This window comes from Bacillus infantis NRRL B-14911, assembly GCF_000473245.1.
Taxonomy (GTDB): domain Bacteria; phylum Bacillota; class Bacilli; order Bacillales; family Cytobacillaceae; genus Bacillus_AB; species Bacillus_AB infantis.
This window is the reverse complement of the sequence record NC_022524.1, coordinates 2,582,411-2,604,072: the sequence shown is the minus strand read 5'-3', so window position 1 is coordinate 2,604,072 and position 21,662 is coordinate 2,582,411. Positions and strand designations below refer to the sequence as shown.

26 protein-coding genes and 1 pseudogene are annotated in these 21,662 nt (G+C 44.0%); 16 read left to right on the top strand and 11 right to left on the bottom strand.

Features of this window, described 5'->3' with window-relative positions; all coding sequences use genetic code 11:
* The first annotated feature begins 5 nt into the window (after positions 1–5).
* Positions 6–929 carry an ROK family protein gene (locus N288_RS13140; RefSeq protein WP_009793415.1) on the top strand — a complete coding sequence of 308 codons (924 nt, stop codon included), beginning with the start codon at positions 6–8 and terminating at the stop codon, positions 927–929.
* A gap of 125 nt (positions 930–1,054) precedes the next feature.
* On the top strand, positions 1,055–2,047 hold the full coding sequence (mgrA, locus tag N288_RS13135; RefSeq protein ID WP_009793416.1) for an L-glyceraldehyde 3-phosphate reductase: 993 nt from the start codon (positions 1,055–1,057) through the stop codon (positions 2,045–2,047).
* A 32-nt stretch (positions 2,048–2,079) separates the two neighbouring features.
* On the opposite strand, the gene N288_RS13130 is transcribed toward mgrA, so the two are convergent.
* On the bottom strand, positions 2,080–2,640 hold the full coding sequence (locus tag N288_RS13130; RefSeq protein WP_009793417.1) for a hypothetical protein: 561 nt from the start codon (positions 2,638–2,640) through the stop codon (positions 2,080–2,082).
* Entirely contained in the window at positions 2,641–3,258 is a 618-nt protein-coding gene (locus N288_RS13125) for a DUF421 domain-containing protein (protein ID WP_022543958.1), read from the bottom strand.
* A 337-nt stretch (positions 3,259–3,595) separates the two neighbouring features.
* Between N288_RS13125 and N288_RS13120 the strand changes: the two genes are divergently transcribed.
* Complete coding sequence (locus N288_RS13120; RefSeq protein WP_022543957.1) at positions 3,596–3,973, top strand: DUF4181 domain-containing protein; 378 nt, start codon at positions 3,596–3,598, stop codon at positions 3,971–3,973.
* Positions 3,974–3,986: 13 nt separating this feature from the next.
* On the opposite strand, the gene N288_RS13115 is transcribed toward N288_RS13120, so the two are convergent.
* A complete protein-coding gene (locus N288_RS13115; protein ID WP_022543956.1) occupies positions 3,987–5,210 on the bottom strand; it encodes a Bcr/CflA family efflux MFS transporter in 1,224 nt (407 codons plus the stop codon).
* Positions 5,211–5,427: 217 nt separating this feature from the next.
* Between N288_RS13115 and N288_RS25160 the strand changes: the two genes are divergently transcribed.
* Positions 5,428–5,574, top strand: a complete 147-nt coding sequence (locus N288_RS25160) for a hypothetical protein (protein WP_156917012.1) — start codon at positions 5,428–5,430, stop codon at positions 5,572–5,574.
* Positions 5,575–5,708: 134 nt separating this feature from the next.
* Here the strand turns inward: N288_RS25160 and N288_RS13105 are convergent.
* Positions 5,709–6,168, bottom strand: a pseudogene (locus N288_RS13105) (DinB family protein).
* 145 nt (positions 6,169–6,313) lie between these two features.
* Between N288_RS13105 and N288_RS13100 the strand changes: the two are divergent.
* The 6 genes from N288_RS13100 to N288_RS13075 all read left to right on the top strand — a co-directional run bounded on the left by N288_RS13100 (position 6,314) and on the right by N288_RS13075 (position 11,888).
* Positions 6,314–6,784, top strand: a complete 471-nt coding sequence (locus tag N288_RS13100; protein ID WP_009793425.1) for a GNAT family N-acetyltransferase — start codon at positions 6,314–6,316, stop codon at positions 6,782–6,784.
* A 36-nt stretch (positions 6,785–6,820) separates the two neighbouring features.
* Positions 6,821–7,390: a GNAT family N-acetyltransferase gene (locus N288_RS13095; protein WP_009793426.1), complete on the top strand. Its 570-nt coding sequence runs from the start codon at positions 6,821–6,823 to the stop codon at positions 7,388–7,390.
* Entirely contained in the window at positions 7,383–7,958 is a 576-nt protein-coding gene (locus N288_RS13090; RefSeq protein ID WP_009793427.1) for a histidine phosphatase family protein, read from the top strand. Before N288_RS13095 ends, N288_RS13090 begins: the two co-directional genes overlap by 8 nt.
* Before the next feature lie 56 nt (positions 7,959–8,014).
* Entirely contained in the window at positions 8,015–8,215 is a 201-nt protein-coding gene (locus N288_RS13085; RefSeq protein WP_009793428.1) for a hypothetical protein, read from the top strand.
* A gap of 240 nt (positions 8,216–8,455) precedes the next feature.
* Entirely contained in the window at positions 8,456–10,069 is a 1,614-nt protein-coding gene (locus N288_RS13080; RefSeq protein ID WP_009793429.1) for an aminotransferase class V-fold PLP-dependent enzyme, read from the top strand.
* Positions 10,056–11,888, top strand: a complete 1,833-nt coding sequence (locus N288_RS13075) for an LTA synthase family protein (protein ID WP_009793430.1) — start codon at positions 10,056–10,058, stop codon at positions 11,886–11,888. Before N288_RS13080 ends, N288_RS13075 begins: the two co-directional genes overlap by 14 nt.
* Positions 11,889–11,905: 17 nt before the next feature.
* Here N288_RS13075 and N288_RS13070 read toward each other — a convergent pair whose 3' ends face one another.
* Positions 11,906–12,763: a hypothetical protein gene (locus N288_RS13070; RefSeq protein ID WP_009793431.1), complete on the bottom strand. Its 858-nt coding sequence runs from the start codon at positions 12,761–12,763 to the stop codon at positions 11,906–11,908.
* Between the two features lie 107 nt (positions 12,764–12,870).
* Between N288_RS13070 and N288_RS13065 the strand changes: the two genes are divergently transcribed.
* Positions 12,871–13,350, top strand: coding sequence for an NUDIX hydrolase (locus N288_RS13065; protein WP_009793432.1), 480 nt, complete (start codon positions 12,871–12,873; stop codon positions 13,348–13,350).
* Positions 13,351–13,643: 293 nt separating this feature from the next.
* On the opposite strand, the gene N288_RS13060 is transcribed toward N288_RS13065, so the two are convergent.
* Complete coding sequence (locus tag N288_RS13060; RefSeq protein ID WP_009793433.1) at positions 13,644–13,967, bottom strand: hypothetical protein; 324 nt, start codon at positions 13,965–13,967, stop codon at positions 13,644–13,646.
* Positions 13,968–14,809: 842 nt separating this feature from the next.
* The gene (locus N288_RS13055; protein WP_009793434.1) at positions 14,810–15,925 is read right to left on the bottom strand and encodes a serine hydrolase; all 1,116 of its coding nucleotides are present in this window, start codon (positions 15,923–15,925) and stop codon (positions 14,810–14,812) included.
* Between the two features lie 126 nt (positions 15,926–16,051).
* On the opposite strand from N288_RS13055, the gene N288_RS13050 reads away from it, so the two are divergent.
* The 3 genes from N288_RS13050 to N288_RS13040 all read left to right on the top strand — a co-directional run bounded on the left by N288_RS13050 (position 16,052) and on the right by N288_RS13040 (position 18,284).
* Positions 16,052–16,474, top strand: coding sequence for a cytidine deaminase (locus N288_RS13050; RefSeq protein ID WP_009793435.1), 423 nt, complete (start codon positions 16,052–16,054; stop codon positions 16,472–16,474).
* A gap of 201 nt (positions 16,475–16,675) precedes the next feature.
* Positions 16,676–17,329: a 2OG-Fe(II) oxygenase gene (locus N288_RS13045; RefSeq protein ID WP_009793436.1), complete on the top strand. Its 654-nt coding sequence runs from the start codon at positions 16,676–16,678 to the stop codon at positions 17,327–17,329.
* Between the two features lie 178 nt (positions 17,330–17,507).
* Entirely contained in the window at positions 17,508–18,284 is a 777-nt protein-coding gene (locus tag N288_RS13040; protein WP_009793437.1) for a sulfotransferase family 2 domain-containing protein, read from the top strand.
* 51 nt (positions 18,285–18,335) lie between these two features.
* Here N288_RS13040 and N288_RS13035 read toward each other — a convergent pair whose 3' ends face one another.
* From N288_RS13035 to N288_RS13020, 4 genes are all read right to left on the bottom strand, one after another.
* Positions 18,336–19,622 (bottom strand): FtsW/RodA/SpoVE family cell cycle protein, encoded by a 1,287-nt coding sequence (locus N288_RS13035; RefSeq protein WP_009793438.1) that lies wholly within the window; start codon positions 19,620–19,622, stop codon positions 18,336–18,338.
* A 4-nt stretch (positions 19,623–19,626) separates the two neighbouring features.
* Positions 19,627–20,034, bottom strand: coding sequence for a PadR family transcriptional regulator (locus tag N288_RS13030; protein WP_022543953.1), 408 nt, complete (start codon positions 20,032–20,034; stop codon positions 19,627–19,629).
* The gene (locus N288_RS13025) at positions 20,034–20,570 is read right to left on the bottom strand and encodes a sigma-70 family RNA polymerase sigma factor (RefSeq protein ID WP_009793440.1); all 537 of its coding nucleotides are present in this window, start codon (positions 20,568–20,570) and stop codon (positions 20,034–20,036) included. Before N288_RS13025 ends, N288_RS13030 begins: the two co-directional genes overlap by 1 nt.
* A 134-nt stretch (positions 20,571–20,704) precedes the next feature.
* Entirely contained in the window at positions 20,705–20,893 is a 189-nt protein-coding gene (locus tag N288_RS13020; RefSeq protein ID WP_009793441.1) for a DUF4083 domain-containing protein, read from the bottom strand.
* 77 nt (positions 20,894–20,970) lie between these two features.
* Here N288_RS13020 and N288_RS13015 point away from each other — a divergent pair, with 77 nt between their 5' ends.
* Positions 20,971–21,177 (top strand): hypothetical protein, encoded by a 207-nt coding sequence (locus N288_RS13015; protein ID WP_009793442.1) that lies wholly within the window; start codon positions 20,971–20,973, stop codon positions 21,175–21,177.
* 62 nt (positions 21,178–21,239) lie between these two features.
* On the top strand, positions 21,240–21,659 hold the full coding sequence (locus N288_RS13010; protein WP_009793443.1) for a VOC family protein: 420 nt from the start codon (positions 21,240–21,242) through the stop codon (positions 21,657–21,659).
* The last annotated feature ends 3 nt before the right edge of the window (positions 21,660–21,662 follow it).

Here is a 21,662-nt window from a genome sequence, read left to right as displayed (position 1 = left end):
GGAGCATGCGAAATTATGCAGCATTTGATGTAGGGGGCTCATCCATAAAATATGCTTTGATGGATGAAGCGGGCAGCATTATAAAAAAGTCATCAATCCCGACTCCAAAGGAAGGTATTGAAGCATTTATTGAAGCAATCGGAAACGCTGTCGAGGACCTCCGGTTCATCAGCCCTGTTGAAGGAATTGCGATGAGCATGCCTGGGGCAGTCGATGTGGCAAGCGGAACGATCCATGGCGCGAGCGCCGTCCCTTATGTTCATGGCCCCAACATCAGGGAGCTGGTGGAAAGAAGGACAGGGCTTCCCGCAGAACTGGAAAATGACGCTAATTGTGCCGGCCTTGCAGAGGGCTGGATCGGTGCAGCAAAGGATGTCCGGGATTATATCTGCATCGTCATCGGGACAGGAATAGGCGGGGCCATTGTCCTGGACAAAAAAGTCAGGCATGGAGCGAGCTTCCATGGCGGAGAGTTCGGCTATATGATCATGGAGGATTATTTAGAGGGTCCTTTAGGAAGAAGCTGGAGCGATCTTGGTGCCACTGGGGCACTGGTCAATATTGCAGCAGCCAAAAAAGGTTTGGATCCAGAAACACTGGACGGCCGTAAAGTGTTTGAGATGGCAGAGAATGGAGATAAAGAGATTCAGGAAGAAATAGACCGCTTCTACAAACGCCTGGCTGTCGGGATTCTGAATCTGCATTATATCATTGACCCGGAAAAAATCCTGATCGGCGGTGCGATTTCGGCCCGGCATGATTTTTGCGATAGAATCAATCGGGTGCTATCAAGCATGAAATCGGATATCCATTCTCTTGATGTAAAAGCCGAGGTGTGCAAGTTCGGAAACGACTCTAATCTGATTGGAGCACTGTACCACTTTCTGCAGAGCCAGAAGGCAAAAGATAAAGTAATGGACTTAAGATAAAGATTAGTTCCCGGCTAATCTTTATTTTCATTTAAGAAGATATCATGCTTTGGGCAGTTTCTTTGTACAGCGCCGTGAAAGCGTTTAATATGGAAAAGAACGCAATACTTGAAGGAGGAAGATCGATGGTATACCTTGCAGGAGAAAAACGCTATGAGACGATGAAATACAATCGAAGCGGTCGCTCAGGCCTCCGGCTCCCGGCCATCTCCCTGGGCTTATGGCATAATTTTGGGGGAACTGATACATACGAAAATGGAAGGGAGATGCTCAGGAAGGCATTTGACCTTGGCATTACTCATTTCGATCTGGCCAATAACTACGGCCCTACGGCAGGCTCGGCTGAGGAGATGTTCGGCCGGATGATGAAGTCGGATTTTGCTCCTTACAGGGATGAAATGATCATTTCAACGAAGGCAGGCTATTATATGTGGCCCGGTCCCTATGGGGAGTGGGGAAGCAGGAAGTACCTCATTTCAAGTCTGGACCAAAGCTTGAAGCGGATGGGGCTTGATTATGTGGACATTTTCTACTCACACCGTCCTGACCCGGACACACCGTTAGAGGAAACAATGGGGGCTTTGGACTCTATTGTCAGACAAGGGAAAGCCTTATATGTCGGCATCAGCAGTTATTCGGCAGAGCAGACTGAAGAAGCAGTGAAAATTCTTAACAGACTTGGGACGCCGCTCGTTATCCACCAGCCAAGCTATTCAATGCTGAACCGCTGGATCGAGGATGGCCTGCAGGATGTTCTGGATAAGAATGGTGCAGGGTCAATTGCCTTCTGTCCGCTTGCACAAGGACTGCTGACCAATAAGTATATTGACGGCATCCCGGCTGACAGCAGGGCTGCCAGCAAGACCGGTGCGCTTCAAGGGGACCAGGTGACAGAGCAGACAATCGAAAAAGTCAGAAAGCTGCATGAACTCGCCTCTGAACGCGGGCAAAGCCTTGCACAAATGTCTCTGGCATGGGTCCTTCGCGGAGGCAGGGTGACATCTGCCCTGATCGGTGCAAGCAGGGTCTCCCAGATTGAAGAAAATGTAGCTGCACTGGATAATTTGGAGTTTACTGCTGAAGAGCTTAACAGAATCGAAGATATTTTAAAAAGCTGAAAATAAGGCCGGTTCCTTTGAGGAGCCGGCCGTTATAGTTTCCTGAACCTTGAGATATTGTATATGCCTGCTAGTAATGCACCTGAAGTACCGGCAATGAGATCTATCATGGTATCCTTATTGCCGCCGCGCTGCATCGTTTCAGTAACAAGCTGGTCGCCGGCAAACTCATAAATTTCCCAGAGGATGCTGGCCGCAGCAGACAAAGAAAAGCTGAAAAGGAATAAAATTGAGCGGGAATTTCCCTTTCCACCGGATAATATCTTAAAAACAAAGACGGCAGCTATGCCGGCAAAGATTCCTTTATAAAGGTGAAGCGTGCTATCCCACCAGGCATATTTGCGATAGAAGCTTGCAATCGACCCCAGATAGATGGAGCAGAATACGAACAAAAAGTAGCCGAAGACCAGGGAAGTCGGGAACGTTTTTTTTAATAAGATCAGTAATAAGGGAAGTGCGCTTACGATGATTCCTCCAAGAGCTACCTGCCAGCGGGAGGAATCGTCTTTGAAAAGATAAAAAATACATAACGCCGCAAAAAAGACCCCAAAAACAGTTGAAAGAACAACTAAAAGCCTATTTCTTGCCGCCATCTACTGGAGCTGCTCTGGCGGCTCTGTGGTATGGGATTTTCTCGCCACTTCGGCAAATAGATCCTGCTTAGATGAGTCATTCGGAGGCATAGGGACTGTACTTCCCTTCAGGAGCATGATCATTTGGTTCATCTGCTGCTGAAGCATTTGGAGATCCTTTTTCAAAGCCGGCTTGGCATCTTCCTTCAGCTCGAATCCAATTTGCCCGTTTGGCTCCAATGTTGCCCATTTGACATCATTCAGGCTGGACACATTGTTCTGCCTAAGCTTCATCTCCAGCTGGTCAACCGTCAGCCTTACCTTTTTCAGGCCTTTCTCATCAAGATTTCCATTGTTGATCAGTACTTTTGCTCTTCCAGTAATGAATTTTTCAATTTTATCAAACTTCACCTGTAAAAGCTCCATGACAACCAGGGTTACTACCAGAATTGCTCCAACAGTAATTGTTGTCCAAATGTTTTTTCCGGCGAGAGGCTGTATCAATAAAGAACCTATACCAATCATGATTACAGTCTGGGCAAGTGTCATTTGGGATATTGATTTTCTGCCGGCGATCCTGAGCAGCAGGGTGCCTGCCAATACAATCAATATCGATTTCCATATCCAATTCAAGTCCATTTACATCACCCTTCAGAAAAATCTTTTAACATAGTCATCTGCTGTTAATCATGAATATATTCATGCGTACAGCATAGACAGGTATTTGGCATTCTAAGAGGTGTGTTTTTGGGAAAATATGTAATTAAGGTATAATAACTGCAAATTTATGTAGAATCCTTACATTTTTATGTAGAATCATTACTTTTTTGGGTAGAAAAAGTGATAATTCTCCCTATGCAAAATGCAGATTTCGCGGTTTCCCTCAGTAAAACTAAAAGGGACATCTGCAACTTTAGCTTTTTTATTTCATAATTATAATCATTCGAAGAGACTTTCCTTAGAAGGGAGCCCGGAAATGATTAATATCTTTATTTTGGCAATATTCCTTATCGTAAATCTCCTCATCAGCAAAATTTATTTTAAGAAGAATCTTAACATCCCCATCAAATCTAAGGGTATTTTATCTAAAGAAAGGAAAAGGGGTTTCCAGCTGGCTGAAGCGGGAATTTTTGTGATTTTTCTATATCTCCATTTTTTCGTACTAGTTGAAGGTTATTTTCCGCTTTTTGTAAGAATCGCTCCCATCATCGGGTTTTTCGTATTACTCAACTTTAATCGGGGATTAGAACTATGGATGACCGATCGGGATAGCAAAGCTTACTACCATAACTGGCTTGCAGCTACCATCATGTCCATCTTCTTCGCAGTTCTGGCGGCGGGGCAATATTTATAAAAAAGGAGGGGATTCACCCCTCCGGATTAATCTTGAAATTAGACTGTTTTTCTTTCGTCAATGTAAAGAAAAGGACGAAGCCGATGAAGGAAGTGGTAAATAAGATGCTTCCCATAGGTACGGCTGATGCTTCATTGATCCCGACAAGAGGGGAGACGATGCTGCCCAGGAGGAGCGGCATCATGCCGATAACGGCACTCGCACTTCCGGCGCGATGCCCCTGATTTTTCAAGGCGAGCGTAAAGGAGCTGGTAAGGATCATCCCCATGGACGTCATATAGATGAATATCGGGATGACCAGCATAAACAGCGGCCCTTTAATGATGGTCATAGTCAGCAATAATGCAGTCGCGCTCACAGCGATGCAGACGGCTGTCCGAAGCAGGGTCCTTTCCTGTACAATGCCGGCAAGGCGGCCGATCAGAAAGCTCCCGGTGATGATGGCAATCCCATTGATACCGAACAGGATGCTGAACACCTGAGGAGAGACGCCATAGATTCCCTGGTAAACAAATGGTGTTCCGGATACATAAGCAAAGCTTCCTCCGTGTACAAAACCGACAATCAGGGCATAGCCGATGAATGAGCGATCCTTAAATAGGCCGCCCATTGCCTTGACTGTGCCTCCCAGACTGCTGGGAATGCGCTTTTCAGCAGGAAGCGTCTCAGGCAGGCGTATGGAAATGAGTGTAACGATGGCAAGTCCAAGCGCACATAAAAAGTAAAAAATGGTGTGCCAGCTGGCGAATGGCAGTAAAAGGAGCGCGCCGCCGGTCATAGGGGCAATCATCGGAGCGGTAGCATTTATCACCATTAATAGTGAGAAAAACTTCGTCAGCTCTGTACCGCTGAATACATCCCTCACAACTGCACGCGACAGGACAATCCCGGCTGAAGCGGTTAGCCCCTGAAAGAAACGGGCAGCTATAAACGTAGTGATATTTGGTGCAAGCGCACAAAATAATGAAGCGATGCTAAAAAGGGAAATCCCAATCAGAAGCGGTGTTCTCCTGCCTTGTGCATCACTGATCGGCCCGACAATCATCTGACCGGCAGCGAGCCCCATCAGACAGGCGGTCAAGCTGAGCTGTACAAGGGACGCAGAGGCATCAAGGTCTCTGCCGATATCGGGAAAGCTTGGCAAGTACATATCGATGTTAAATGGCCCTAAAATTCCTAATGAACTAAGGAGAAAAGCAAGGGCAAGCCTTTCTCTTCCTGTTGGGTTTTGAAGCATGATCTCAAACCTTTCTTTCCAGCAATCTGCTATTTCTTGCATAAATATGGCTAGTATACGTCAGCCGGGCGGGGATGTCCAGCAGAGAATCATAGAAAGATGACAGGAGATGCGGGCACCCGCTTTTTCATTTTCGATGAAGAGAGTTTGCATTTTTGATTTTCCCATGCATTATGTTGCTTTTTTTGGCACATTCTATGGCTGGGAGGTGATATCTATGCAAAAGGAAGAGAAACAAGCAGGCGTGCCAGTAGAAAGAGGCCAAGATACTCTTTTAAATACAGTAAATGAAACCTTCAACAGTATGGTTGAGGATGTCAGAAATATGATCAATGGAAATGAAGAGCAAGCCAGCCGAAAATAATCAACGCCTGCAGGGGCGTTTTTTTTTTACTTTCGGCCAAAAGCGGGCCGGTGAAAAAGGATCAATCTTCTTTTAAAAATTCAGAGAAAGACAGACAGGGTTATTTTGCTGCTTCAGCCTTTTAAGCTGGTATTTTACAAGTCTCTGCCTAAAAAGTTCGCACTGACCGGTGCTAGTCCCAATTCCCGTGCCCAAACAGATAGCTGTCCAATATGATGGATTTCATGTGCAATAATATGATGAAGAATTTCGTTTTTGCTAAAATCCTCATCATCCCATGGGACAGAAACAGTAAAATCAGATGCAGCAATCAGACCTTCGGCAAAATAGCTCCTGATATCCTTCCGGAAAGAGTCGGAGAGCTGCCTGGCCTCAGTCAGACTGCGATATTCTTCAAAATCAACGATGGTATCGCCCAGACCTTGGATAGCACGGATCCAGCTGTATTCAACGTCGGCTATGTGAAGCAGTGTATGAAGTATGCTCCCCGCTCCTCCCGTCCGCTTCTTAAGCAGTTCATCCTCTTTCAGCTGTTCACACCATTGAAAACCACTCATCCCTGACCTGCCAGTTATAGGTGAAAAATTGAATCATCATTTACCGCCTTTCTATATAAGTATCATTTGAATGGAATTTATTTTAGCATAAAATTGCCAATATTCACTGCAGTTTTTTAAAATAAAGGAAAACCATGGCAGGCTGCAGAAGAATTACTTAATGAAAATATGGAGGCTGTAAAATGCAAATAAGGCTCGCAGAAAGAAAGGATATAGATCAGCTGATTAGAATGAGATGGGACTTCACGCTTGAAGATTATGAGGAGGGCACTTTTTCAGAAAAAGATTATCCGGAATTCGAGAAAGAATGCAGATTCTTTCTGGAGGAAGCTATTGAGGGAGACATTTGGTATATCTGGATCGCGGAAGATCATGGGAAAGTTGTATCACATATGTACATAGAAAGAATACAAAAAGTTCCAAGGCCCGGCCGTATCACCTATCCCTTCGCCTATATGACCAATGTCTATACTGTACCGGAATATCGCGGAAAAGGAGTCGGAAGCAGGCTGATCACGGCCATCAATACATGGATTGAAGAGAACCATTATGAATTTATCATCGTCTGGCCGAGTGAGGAAGGGGTCGAATTTTATAAAAGGAATGGTTATAAGCATTGCAATGCGCCGATGGAATATTTTCCGCAGAATTAGAGCAGGATTGTCTGCCTGAATAATGGAGGGTGAGGCATGAATATGAATAAAGACAAAATACATCTGAAGAAAATGGAAACGAAAGAAGGATGCCTGGTCGAAGCTGCAAGCCTGTATAATCTGGTCTGGAATAAAGAAGATCAATCTTTTGTGGAAAGACTGATGCGACATGGCAGCTATGATGGCTTCCAGGGAGAAATGGCGTATGAGGGTGATGCCAGACTGGCAGGTTTCGTTTATGGCTATTACTCACAAAAGGGTCAATATTATAGAGGTTTGATTGAAAAGGAGCTTTCTGAAGAAGAGGCGCTGACTTGGCTGGAGGATTGCTTTGAAGTGGTGGAGCTGGCCGTCCATCCTGAAAGCAGAAAGCAGGGGATCGGCCGCCTTCTTGAACAAAGAGTTTTGGCGCAGCTGCCAAATAAGACCGCTATTCTCACAACTCAAAAGGATAACATCGCTGCCCGGCAGTTGTATTGGTCTCTTGGTTGGACAACAGTAAAGGAATCCTTTTTTCCTGACCAAACAGGAACTGCCTACGTCATTATGGGGAAGAGACTCTCGCATTATAAGAGTCCAATAGCAGGAGGCAGTGAACATGACTGAAATCTGCCTTGTACGCCATGGCCAGACTGACTGGAATGCTGAAGGCAGGATCCAGGGAAGAACAGATATTGAGTTAAATGAGATGGGTGTCCGCCAGGCAGCAGCGTGCAGGGATCACCTTGCTAATGAAAATTGGGATATTATCATTTCAAGCCCCCTGCAAAGAGCCAGACAGACTGCAGAAATCATTAACCAAAATATCCAGAAGCCTTTGGTGTTAATGGAGGAATTCATTGAAAGAAGTTTTGGCAGAGCTGAAGGTCTAACAGCTGTGGAGAGGCACGCTCTTTTTCCCGATAGGGATTATCCAGAGATGGAAAGCAAAGAGGACCATCATACACGGCTCAGTGAAGGGCTTGATAAAATCAGCATGCTCTATAGCGGGAAAAGAGTGATCCTTGTTTCGCACGGAGCATCCATAAATGCCCTGCTGTCACTGCTTTCATCAGGCGTGATCGGTTCTGGCAGAACGAAGCTTGAAAATGCCTGCATCTGCAGCCTTAAATTTAATGAAAAAGGGTGGCTTGTAGAGTACTATAATGAATCCGGCCACTTAAAGGCACTTTAAACAGGAAGTTTTTTAGAAAATATGATATGGTATATTAAGGAAAAGGAGGGCGAAGGATGGGTAAAGTTTTCTTGTCTATTCTGCTGGTTCTGCTTGCTGCGGCAATTGTCAGCTTCGTTTCGGGATTCCATTCCGCCGGCTATTTATTCGGCTTTATGTTCGGCACATTTGCGATGGGGATAAGCTTTGTGTATTCTGCCAGGGATGATGACCGGTACAGGCCGAATTATCTGAACAACGGAGGCGGGAAGAAATAGACCGCTGTCTTAAGCAAGTCCGGGAACCCAGATTTATAGAGGGTTCCTTTTTATTTTGCGGGTTTGCAATATTTTTAGAAAGGCTAAAAGAAGAAATATGTTAGAAAATGAAACTTTTTACTCTTTTTAAACGTTAAATTATATATAGTATTACGAGGTAGTCTATACTTTTTAATTAATATATTATCCATTAGCTGAGCCAGTTAACCGGATCATCATGTCTGACATAGGAGGTCAACCGTGGAAAGTTTAACGTATAAGCTTGCCAGTGAGCAGAGCGAGTTTGAACAAATCCATCAGCTTAATTATCAAACATTTGTAGAGGAAATTCCGCAGCACAGCAAAAATGATAAAAATGAATTGATTGATAGATTTCATCAGGAAAATACATATATGATTGCCAAAAAAGGAGAGGAAGTGGTAGGTATGATTGCCATCCGTGCCAAAAGGCCATTTTCTCTAGACTATAAGCTTGAGTCACTTGATGACTGCCTCCCCGTAAAGGGAACAGCTTGCGAGGTCCGTCTTTTATCGATCAAGAAAGCATACAGAAGCAGCCGTGTTTTTTATCATTTATGCGAAAGGCTTGTACAGTTCTGCCTTGAAAAAGGGTATACGATGGCCCTTATTTCCGGTACAGTCCGGCAGCTGAAACTGTACAGGCGGATCGGCTTTATTCCTTTTGGCCCTTTAACAGGGGAAGAGGGGGCACAATTTCAGCCCATGTACTTAACAAAGGAAAACTTTGAACGCTCGACTAAAGCTTTTATCCGCCTCATGGAGAAAAAGACTGAGCCTGCTAAGAGGATTTCTTTGCTGCCAGGGCCGGTTTCGATCCATCCGGAGGCTGAAAGAGCATTCAGAGAGCCTGCCATATCCCACCGAAGCGAAGAGTTTAAAAAAGAACTCCATCAACTCCGCAGCAGTCTATGCCACATGACCGGGGCTGCCCATGCAGAAGTTGTCGTCGGGACAGGAACCCTTTCCAATGATCTGGTTGCTGCACAGCTATCCTGCTTACGGGGAACAGGGCTGATTCTGGCGAATGGCGAATTTGGCTTCCGGCTGATTGACCATGCCAAAAGGCAGGGGCTATCCTTTCAATCTATTGAAAAAGAATGGAATGAGCCGATCCATTTATATGAGATTGAACAGTTAATCAAATCCAACTCTTCGATCAGCTGGATTTGGACTGTTCACTGTGAAACTTCGACAGGCTATTTATATGATTTAGATTCACTTAAGGAGCTATGCGGCAGCCGTGGGATTGAGCTTTGTGTGGATGCCTGCAGCTCGGCAGGTGCAGTGCCCCTTGATCTGAAGGAAATCTATCTTGCATCAGCGGTCAGCGGCAAAGGATTCGGATCCTATCCCGGCCTGGCGATTGTTTTTCACAGGGAGAGGATTCTAGGCGGCAATCATATACCAAGATATTTGGACTTGAAAATGTATCAGGAACATGAAAGCATCCCTTATACCCACTCTTCTAATCTCGTCACGGCGCTTAACAAAGCTTGCGGTCTCATTGATTATGAAAAAACATCAAGGATTGGAAAGCAGGCAAGGGAGAGGCTGTTGGCAAACGGGTGGATAGTTCTTGGGGATGAGAGCTATTCTCCTGGCATCATCACAATACTCGTACCGGAAACTATTTCCAGCAAAAAAATAGGTGATTACTGCAAAAGTAAAGGTGTGCTGATCAGCTATGAAAGTGAATATCTGCTGAAAAGAAATTGGATTCAGGCCGCTTTCATGGGGAGCATAAGCGAACAAGAAGCAGCAGAGGCATTGAAGATCCTGGAACATGCATTTAAAATACAGAACGAAAAACGGTATCAATATGAAACAGTTTAAGAAATTGACCCCGGTATGGGTAGCCGTCTTCTTTATGTGGCTCAAAACAGCTGCAGTATCTTTCATCGGCTTTAATCTGCATGCTGCAAGCCTGCTTGAAGTAATGCTGCTCACTTTTTCGCCATTGGGGCTGCTGATGCTTTTGATCGGGGGCGGCCTATTTTGGAAAAAGAAAGTGAAGCCTGCTGGAATATGGCTGATAATGCTGGTCCTGACTGGCATCCTTTATTCCGATCTTTTATATTACCGTTTTTACACTGATTTCGTCACGGTGCCGATTCTTTTCCAATTCAAAAACGTCGGAGGCCTGGGACCGAGCACCCTGGAACTGATCAGTCCCTGGGATTTGCTGCTTTTCATTGATTTGCTATTGTATTTTCTTTTTATCAGGAAAAAGAAGCTGACAAAAATGACGGTGACAGGAAAAACGGCATGGCAGTATGGTGGTGCCTGCATCGCCCTATTCCTCATGACCGGGGTGATCGGGCTTGTAAATGCGCCGCATCTTTTCACAGAATCATACAACCGTCCTCAGCTTGTCAAAAATATTGGACTGTATCCGTATCATCTATATGATATAGGAGTAGCTGCCTCATATCCCCTGCAAAAGGCATTTGCAGATGCATCTGATGCCAAGGCTTCTGCCGAGTACGTAAACGGCAGGACAGCGGAGCCTTCCGATTATTTCGGTGCTGCCGAAGGAATGAATGTTGTCCTCATCAGCATGGAATCGACCCAGGGATTCGTCCTTAATCAAAAGGTAAAGGGTGAGGAAATAACCCCATTCCTAAATTCGCTGTCAAAGGATAGCTTTTATTTCAATAATCTATATGACCAGACCGCACAGGGGAAAACATCTGATTCAGAATTCATGGTCGATAACGGATTGTATCCCTTGTCGAGCGGATCGGCTTTTGTCCGGAAATTTGAGAATACGTACAAAAGCCTGCCGCATATTTTGAAAAATGAAGAAGGCTACAAGGCTGCGGTCCTGCATGGCAATGAGCCTACCTTCTGGAACAGGGAAGATATGTATAAGTCGCTTGGTTATGACCGTTTCTTCTCTAAAGGCGATTATGAGGTGACAGAGGAAAATTCAGTGAACTATGGGATCAAGGACATCCCGTTCTTCCAGCAGTCAATTCCGCACTTAAAGAGCCTTGAAAAGCCGTATTACACCCGCTTCATAACATTAACGAACCACTTTCCATTCCTGCTCGAGGAAGAGGACCGGCTTATTCCTGAGGCTGAGACAAGCGAGATGGTGGTAAACCGCTATGTCACAACAGTCAGATACCAGGATGAAGCGATCAAGACCTTCTTCCAGGAAATGAAAGACAGTGGAGAATACGACAATACGGTGTTTGTGCTGTACGGGGATCATTACGGCATTTCCGACAAATATGAACATGGTGTGCTGGAGCTTTTGCGACAGGAAGATACCCTTGTCAACAGGATGAAGCTGCAGAAGATCCCATTGATCATCCATATTCCGGGGCAAGAGGGGAAGAGTATATCGACAATTGGCGGCGAAATTGATATAAGAGCAACTCTCCTCCATTTGCTTGGCATCAATCCCGAAGAGCATTACAGCTTCAGCCGCAATCTTTTTGCCCGTAATCCCGATCAGCCAGTTGTTTTCCGGGATGGAAGCTTCATTGCAGAAGATTATCTTTATAAAAGCGGCAGCTGCCTGAAAATAGACTCCGGGGAAGAAGCGGATATCAGCAAGTGCGAACCTTATCTGGAAACAGCCAGAAAAGAGCTTGGCATGTCAGATGATGTTGTGAACGGAGACCTCCTGAGATTTTTGAAGTAGGGGCAACGAAATCACTTTCAGCTTGAAAGTGATTTTTTGCTCTCCAGCCAGATCTGCACCTGTTCCAGAAAGTCTGTCTTGCACCAGGCAATGATCGCTTTTTCTTCTCCCAGCCGTTGAATCTGGCTTTGAAAAAATAAGTCCCCAACATAGTAGCCAAATCTGCTGAACCCGAATGATTGGCCGCCTCTGATGGAAAACCATTCTCTGAATATCTCTTCATGCTGCAGCTTTTTGAAATCTCCATAGAACTTTCTTATGATTTCATTGGTGTGGGACTTGGCGAAGGATAACCAGGCATCTCCTTGATCATTGAAGCTGAAATAGGCGGAGGAGGCAAGGCCTGGAGCAATTTTTCGCGAAAAATGGATGGCGGCGCCTTCCTGGTTAAGCCAGATCAGGGGATTATTCCATGAAACGCTTTTCCAGTCCATTCCAGCCTGATCACTGAGAATATTTTGTGCAGCATGGCCGAATTCATGGGAAACGATGGCCCTTAAATGTTCCTTATCATCGGTCAGCTGCTCCAGAGCAAAAGTAATATTCGGGATGATTTGCCGCCAAGTATAGGCATTTGATCCATAAATGCCGGCAATCAGGCTGACTTCAATTGGAAACTCGACTCCATAAGCTGCTTTAAACCTGGCGGCCGTCTCGTGAATAATGGGAAGGATATTTTCCTGCACTCTTTGAATATGGTTTTTTTCACACTCAAGCTGCTCAATGCTTTTTGGTATGCGTTTTTCATGATTCCTGCAGTGATACTGAAAATACTGTGCAAAAATATCAGGATACTGTCGATGGTATTCCCTGAAAAAATCAGCGGAAAGATGTCCTGTTTCGAGAAAAAAAGGAATTGTATTGGTGATTTTCATAAAAAGGTCCTCCTGCTCTTTTTTTCAATATAACATAGAGGGATCTCTTATGCGGGAGAATTTTACAATAAAAAAGCCTTTAATAACACATGAATGGGGGCGCACAAATGGGCTATATAGAAGAGCTAAGGAAGATTGTTGGCCACAGGCCGCTTATTCTTACAGGCAGTGTTGGGATATTGGTCAATAAGAGGGGACAGCTGCTGCTTCAGCAGAGGGTGTTTCCGGCAGGATCATGGGGCCTGCCTGGCGGGCTGATGGAACTTGGGGAGTCTGCAGAAGAAACATGCATGCGGGAGGTGTGGGAAGAAACAGGCCTGACAGCCGGTTCTCTAAAGCTGATTAATGTTTATTCTGGAAAGAATTATTTGGTGACGGCCGAAAATGGAGATCAATTTTACGCAGTCACTATTGCATATTTTACTGAAACGTTTAGTGGTGAGATGAAAATGGATCCGCAGGAATCGATGAATATTAAATTTTACCACCCAGATGAGTTTCCGGAGAATATGGTGGGCAGCCACAAAGTAATCATAGAGGATTTTATATGTAATATTTATAAAAAGGAAAAATACGCGACAGAATAATTGCTGTATGTGACAGCCGCCATTAAGGAAACAGGGTTAAAACAGGCGTAAGAATCAGCAGCCTTGTAATAAATTCAAACATAAATTCCAGCCCCCTTTAAAGGATTGTCCCTGCATCTGGCTCCTCCTTCGCCAAATGCCATGGCAGCCACGCATGCTGCCCCCGCTGATTTCTATATTAATAGGGAAATATTAAGCTGGTATTTATGTTTTGTTATAAATGGTTAAGAAGAGAGCGAAGAGCTTATGATTCCCAGAAAAAAAGGACTCTGCCAGTCCTTTTTAGGCCTTCATTAGATGTCCTGTTCCTCCAGTTCTATCTCCATCCGGGTCTGGGGGAATCCATTGGCTACCCATTCTGCCCTTAAGGCTGAGTCATACTGGGTGAGCCCTTTTTCAGCATCCACTTTATCGGCATCCACACTTTCAATCTGGTCAATCCTCTCACTGTTCCGCATACTCGTGTCTTCTATGACGCCGTCTTTGATTGTGTATGAAAAGGTACTTGTATTAGTGGCAGATTCTTCGCTGCGCTTCTTCATTGCCGCAATGGCCAGTGCAGCTCCGCCAGCAGATAGCAGGATTCCTGCAGCCATGTTCATTGTCGACTTTTTCATGGTTATTCCCTCCGGTATTTCAAATTTTTATAGAGATAAGTAATCTATTCATTTTATTCCCCGTTTTTGTTACTTTAAAAAGTATTTTATTTACAATTTGATTAAATTTATTTCTCTGGCTTCTAGAACGACTGAAAAGGGTCTGGAAAAGTCGACCCTCAAACGAAATAAAGATAGGGGGATTTTTGTGGTTTGAATTCAGAGTGATAAGGTAAGACCATGGCTTCTCTGAAAACAGTAACAGCGGAAGAAAGGAGTGAGCCGGGAAGCGATTTCATTGGGAAAACTAAAATAATGGTTGCAGCGAGGTGCGCTAGAACCGGTATTTCGCTGAAAAACTAAAATAATGGTTGCAGCGAGGTGCGCTGGGACCGCTATTTCGCTGAAAAACTAAAATAATGGTTGCAGCGAAGAGAGCTAGGACCGCTATTTCACTGGAAAACTAAAATAATGGTTACAGCGAGGTGCGCTGGGACCGCTATTTCGCTGAAAAACTAAAATAATGGTTGCAGCGTGGTGCGCTGGGACCGCTATTTCGCTGAAAAACTAAACTAATGGTTCCAGCAGAGAGAGCTAGAACCGCTATTTCTCTTAAAAAGCAAAATAACGGTTCCAGCGGAGAGAGCTAGGACCGCTATTTCACTGGAAAACTAAAATAACGGTTGCAGCGAGGTGCACTGGAACCGCTATTTCACTGAAAAACTAAAATAACGGTTCCAGCAGAGAGAGCTAGAACCGCTATTTCTCTTAAAATTCAAAATAACGGTTCCAGCCAGCGGAGAAAGCTGATGGACGTCTATTTCTCAAATAAAAATAATAAGCGGCCCCAGGCGATTTTATTGTTAGTTTAGATTTTTTAGCTCTTGACGCACTTTTTCCCGGAAATCTTCATCCTTCAGCAGCTTCAGCTGGAAGCTGTTCATATTGCGTGTCAGTTTTGTCTGCTCTATGGGACTCAGGTTGTTTGATAGAAAAGTGATTTCAGTTTGATTGTTATCTTTATCTGTAGCATACATAGCCATTGTAAGGACAAAAGCAGTAGAGCCGCCTTTCTGGCCTGCATGCAAAAGCCATTCCTGATTGCGGGGGTCTTCCATCAGCTGTTCGAGAACCGGGTCAAGATGTATATGTATGTCTTCAGCCAGGTAAGTTTTACTGTTCAATTTTTCCATAAGAGAAGCATAATCTGCAGCCGTTGATCTCGGGAGTCGGTCAGACCAGATTTGCTGAAAGTCCATATCTAGCTTTTTGAGGAGCTGGGACTTTTCTTCATTTGTTGGGGGAGCGGACTTCCAGGATCTGTGAATGTCAATTGCCATATCGCGGTAATCCTGTAAAGGCATTTCCTTTAGTTTGGCCAGTGCTTCTTTTTTTGACAGATTATTTTCTTCCATAAGTTTCATTGGGATAAATAAGGAACTGGCCAGCGGGTACAGCGGTTCATGATTTTCTAAATTCATGCTTTCCAGATTAGAGTTGATGTGGTGGAGTCCAAGCATTTCAATTAAATAATCTGTGTTCGCATTCGAGCTGTAAGCAATCATGCCTTTCGTGACCTGCTGCAGTGTAGCATTATTTCCTTTTAATTCAGAGAGCCATGCCTCATGGGCGCCGCCGTCTGTTTTCGGCACATAGTACTTTTCAAGCTCCTTCAGATTGACTTGCTGCTCAGGATTTATTTTTCCTGCAGCTGCCTGCTTGGCGAATTCTAATGCCACAATGTATTTGACTGTGCTTGCCAAAGGCAGGCTTGTTTCAGGATTGATATTGGCAATTTCCTCCTGATTGTATTTTATAACGAGTGCAGCATTTTTTGTTTTTGCCTTCTCTTTTATGAAAGAGACAAGATAGCCAGGTTCTTCATTTTTTAAATTCTTCCAATACATCCAGACTCCAATTCCAAATAATGCAGCTGCCAGCAGCACAACTCCGGCAAGTATCCATAAAATAATTTTCATTCTTTAACCTCCTGTTCTACTTTACGGAAAAAAGCCTGTAATGTTTCAATGTTTTTGCAAAATAGAAAATTCCGCATGTTTAAGATAAAATAGAATCAGTGAATTGTATATGAGGTGAGAGTGCCTATGATTAAAACAAATAACCTTGATGAAAGAGATTACGAACTGATACACGCCGCAGAGGAAGTCATCAAAAAAAATTACCGTTATGGACGGCACCATATCGGTTCTGCTGTCAGGTCATCGTCAGGCAAAATCTTTGCAGCCGTCCATGTGGAGGCAAATGTAGGAAGGATCACGGTTTGCGGCGAAGCGATGGCGATGGGGAAGGCTATTTCTGAAGGAGAGCATGAAATGAAGACGATTGTGGCTGTCGCCCATCCCCATCCTCACGAAGATATGGAAGATTGCTGGGTAGTCGCTCCATGCGGAATGTGCCGGGAACTGATCAGCGACTATGGAAAGGAAACGGATGTTATTCTTTCTTATCACGGGAAACTTGTTAAATGCAATGTAATGGAGCTGCTACCTGAAAAGTATGGAGTATAAGCTCCCTGAATGAATGCTATTTTGTCTAATTCAGCAATAAAATGATAGAAATTCTTTTACCCTCAGTGTAATATTAAGATGAAATTCAAACGAATTTCGTGATGGGCATCCCGATCGCCAGCAATCCCATTTAAGCGGTTCCAGGTTTTGATTTATCAAATATTTCAGAAATATAAAAATTGAATAAGAGGACGATGAAAGTTGAAAATAGATGCTAATGAAACACATGTAAAAGAACAGACTATTTTTGATCATATTGGTAATAAGATTCAAACAGAAGATAGAGAGATTCATATCATTGCTAAATTAGAGGAACCGCTGATTGTGATTTTGGGTAATGTGCTGAGTGATGAGGAATGTGAAGGATTGATCAGGATGTCCGAAGATAAGCTGAAGCGTTCAAAAATCGGCAACACCCGCACGGTGGACGATATCAGGACGAGCAGCAGCATGTTTTTTGAAGAAGGCGAAAATGAGCTGGTGGCAAGAATTGAAAGAAGGCTGTCGCAAATCATGAACATTCCTGTGGAACACGGGGAAGGACTGCAGATGCTGAATTATCACATCGGGCAGGAATATAAGGCTCATTTTGACTTTTTCTCTTCATCTAGCAGGGCGGCAAGCAATCCAAGAATCAGCACGCTTGTTATGTATCTGAATGATGTCGAGGAAGGCGGGGAAACCTATTTTCCTAAGCTGAATTTTTCTGTGAACCCGCAAAAAGGCTCGGCAGTTTATTTTGAATACTTCTATGATAATCAGGATTTAAATGATCTGACTCTCCATGGCGGAGCGCCTGTAATTAAGGGAAGCAAGTGGGCAGCCACCCAGTGGATGAGAAGGAAGAAGCTATAAAAACGAATAAAACTATCCTGTATGAACAGGATCTTCCTTTAACCTTTTAAGAATGAGAAAGCATTATTTGCTTTCTCATTTTTTGCGGATATTTATACTAAAAACCGGGTTATGGTCCAATCGCAGGGCGGCCAGCCTGCATTTATTAGTATAAAAAGAGGGAGGCAGAAGGATTCTTATGAATAAAAAAGAACAAAAGCTGAAGGATGTACTCACCAACTCCAGGCCGCCTTTATTCGAACAGGATTTCCCGGTCATTTTTTTCTGGAGCCCGAAAAGCGGATGTACTTCATTGATTAAGTGGTTTTATTTCCAGATCGGCAAGCTTGATGAGGCATTAAAGCATAATCCATGGGTCCATACCTACAGGCTGCAGGTTTACCAGAAGCAGCCCCAGTATTTATTGCGTATAGCAGAGCAGCTCCTTTTTAATAAGAAGGAATCCTATAAACTGGTCCGCAATCCTTATACAAGAGCGGTAAGTTCATATCTTGCCGCTATTTATAATGAGACATTGCTGAATCAGATTGCTCCCGGAGCAAAGGATACCGGCATTTCCTTCAAGGAGTTTCTATTTAAGGTAAAAGAAATCGGGGCTGATAATCCTAAGCTTGATCCCCACATCGCCCAGCAGTATATCCAGGATGAAGAGCTGTTTGTCAAAAATCATATCCGGCTGGAGAACTTTACCGCAGAAATAAAGAGTCTCGAACAAAAATTTAAGCTGAAGAACTCGCCTTTGCATGAATTTGTAAAGTCCCCCCATCACCTTACACAAGCGATGCAAAGCAATGGCAGGCAATCATTTGCCGATACAAGATTTTCGAGACAAACCATTAAAACACCTCTCCCAGATTACACTGATTTTTATAATGATGAAACAAAGAAGCTTGTACAAGAGCTATTTAAAAATGATTTCAGCCATTATGGATATGCTGTGGAAAGGATTAAATAATCTTTCTTTGAATGGAAAAAGACTTCCGGAAAAGAAGTCTTTTTTTCAGTATTACTTGCAGGCAGCGGCAGTAAAATCCTTTCGCCTGTAGACGCTGAGGGCGATGCCTATGACAAAAGCATTAAGGATCGCCGGTGTAAGGCCATAGCTTATGAACGGCAAGGATATCGAGATGATAGGGAGGAACCCTAATGTCATCCCGATATTGTAAAGAAACTGAACAGAATAGAGGGCGATTGCCCCTGTGACAAGCTGTTTGCCGTAAGGGTCTTTAATCTGTCCGCCGACAGATACCATCCTGGCCAAAAGAAGGGCAAGAATGACAATTAACAGGCCAGCCATCAGCCATCCGTAAAAATAGGTGATATTAACAAAGGCATAATCGGAATGCAAATTTGGAATGGATGCTGTTTTTTCCGGATTGCCAAGCCAGCCGCCTTCAGCCAGCATTTCTCTTATCTTAATATACATAAATCCCGAAGTCTCTGAGTATTCTTTTGGGTTAAGGAAAGCGAATATGCGGACTTTTTGATACTCGTTGCTTGTGAACCATGCTAATATGCCCAATAAGACTAGGATGCCTCCGACAGATGATGTGGTTGCGATGATGGTTTTCCGTGTTACTGCGCTTCTGATAAACAATATCATGACCAGGAAGCCGTACATCATGGCAATCGGGAAGCCCGGCAAAGATAAGAATAGAAATAAAGTAATAGCAAATATAAGCCAGCCTATCCATAGATTTGGTTTTTCTTTTGAAAAAAAACTTGCCCAGAAGAGGTAGAAAAATGGCAGTATCGACATTCCGCCGAATGCTCCAATTCCAGGGATCATGAAATATGGGAATCCGTTTATTATGGCCCTGATAGAAAATGGAGCTATAAGCAATGAAACTAGGTATAAAACCCCGATTGTAAGCAAGTGCCAGCTCCACTTTTGAAGTTTCCGATAGTCAAAGAACATGACAGCTAGTGCAGTCAGTAATCCAAGGCCAATATAGAAGATTTGCTTTGAAACAAATGCAACATCATAATCTTCATAATGGATATTAAACAATGGAAGCAGCCCCATCCCAAAAGCCGCAGCCAGCAGCCCTATCAGCAGCCAATCCACCCTCGGCTTATGTATTTTGTTCAGCTGCATCCCAAGCTCCGCCGGGCTGCCCATTTGCAGGACTGCCTTTTCTTCCGCCTCTGTTTCTTCGATTCCCTCTGCCATCAGCTCTATTTTCGTTTCCTGGAGATGATGCTCCAGCTCTTTATGGATAAAAACCTTGGCTTCTTTGGATTTTATATGCTTTTTGACCTCCGAGAGGAAGCCGTCTTTTTCAGCAGCCATTATTTCAGCCCTCCCATAATTCCTGCAGGGCCGTACGCCTGCCGGCCGATTTTTTCTCTGACTGCTCCAGGAGTTTCCTGCCCCTGTCATTCAGCTGGTAGTATTTGCGTGAATCCTGCCAGCTGGACTGAAGATAGTTTTTCCGTTCCAGCCTGTGCAGCAGGGCATAGAGGAAGCCTTCGTTTTTTTCAAAGTTAGAAATTCCCCTTGCGATGATGCTTCTTGTCAATTCAAATCCTGTCTTTTCAATGACAAGCAGCTGCAGGACAGCAAGGATGACATCTTCATCACTTTTTATCTGAAGATTTCTTGCCTTTGCCTTTACCTCTTCACGGCTTTTGCCGGTAAATGACAGGTCCTGGAAAACGGAATTTTCCATCACTTTTTTTAATTTCTTCAGGCGCTCTTCCATCATAGCTCCTCCAGTCTTTCTTTTAATAGCTGCTTTGCCCGCTTCAGGCGCGTCTTGATCGTATTTTGGTTGATGCCAGTGACGGCCGCTATTTCCTTCATGCTCATCTCCTCGAAATAATGCAGGTAGATGACTTCTCGGTAGTGGTCCGGCAGGTTCATGACTGCCGCTGCGAGCTGTGAATCATCATCTTTTTTTATGACGGCTGCCTCGACCTCATCCTTCATGCCGCTGCCCGATTTTGCCTGTTCCTCTGAAAGGATGATATGGCGGTTGTGCCAGCTTCTGAGATAGTCTTTGCAATGATTGACGGCAATCCGCCAAAGCCATGTTTTCAGCATCGATTTTCGGTTATATTGATGGAGGTTTTTATAGCATTTAATGAAGATTTCCTGTGTCAGATCCTCTGCCACATCTTTTTGCTTCACATATGTATAGGCAAGCTGGAGAATATCCTGTCCATAAAGCTGCATAATCTGGTCAATGGCTGCTTCCCTGTCCATTGCCAATAATATTTCTGATAAAGTTTCTTCCACGGTTCTTTGCTCCCTTCCAACCATTAGACGGGGCACCCGCTGTTCAGGTTTGTGTTTTTTATAAAAAGTTACATTTCATTTTAGCTTTTAACAGGAGAATAAGAAAACCCCCCGGATCAGGAGGGCATAGATAATTATTTATCTTTTTCCAGCTTATTCAGCAATCTGATGATTTCATCCAGCTTGGCGTGCAGCTCCTGATCAGAAGAATAGGAGGCCGCTGAACGGGACACCATCCTTCGCATAAACAGAGTAAAAGAGAATACACCCAGCAAAGTCAGTAAAACAACGGCTATTAAAATCAGCCAATCTCCTAGATACATACTATACCTCCAGTGCTGTTGATTAAGATATAAGGGAAATTATGGTATAATACTAACAGTCAGCAGGAGGGATTGCAATGTTCAAACATATACAGCCATTTCAGATTTTTATCGGATATTTTGTTTCACTCGTTTCTTTTTCTCAGGCATACAGCAGCTTTGCTGAGGGAAGGACTGCCTCTTTTTATCTGTTTCTAATCAGCGGGGTCCTGATCATCATCCTTTATACAGCAGCCTGGATTTCAATTTCTTCGAGAAAAAAGGCAAATAATGCAGCAGAATAAAAGGAATCCTGCTTCTGGATGGAGAATCTCTGTATATACTGAATTTTCCAGGAGGGGTTCTTATGAGCAAAAAGATTTGGAGAGTAGGTACTACTTATATTCCGGTTAAGGATGTTCAGGCATCTGCAAATTGGTATGCGGGAAAGCTGGGGGCAGAGCTGAATTATATTGATGAAGACAAAGCTATCCTTAATTTGGCGAACCAGAGCTTTTTCCTTGTTAAAGCAGCAGAATCACAAACTAGTAATTTCACAGATGCTTCGGGAGCAGAAAGGTTTTCTCTGACGTTTGAAGTGGATGGGCAGGCTGCCCTTGAAGCGGTTCATCAGGAGTTCCGTGAACAAGGAGTCCATACAGGCGAGATCGAGGAGAGGGGACACGCTGGCAGGAACTTTGTGTTCAGGGATCCGGACGGCAATCTGTTCGATGTATGGAGCGAGCTGAGTCCTTCATTCAAGGAGAAATTTATGGTATCGCAGTAAAAG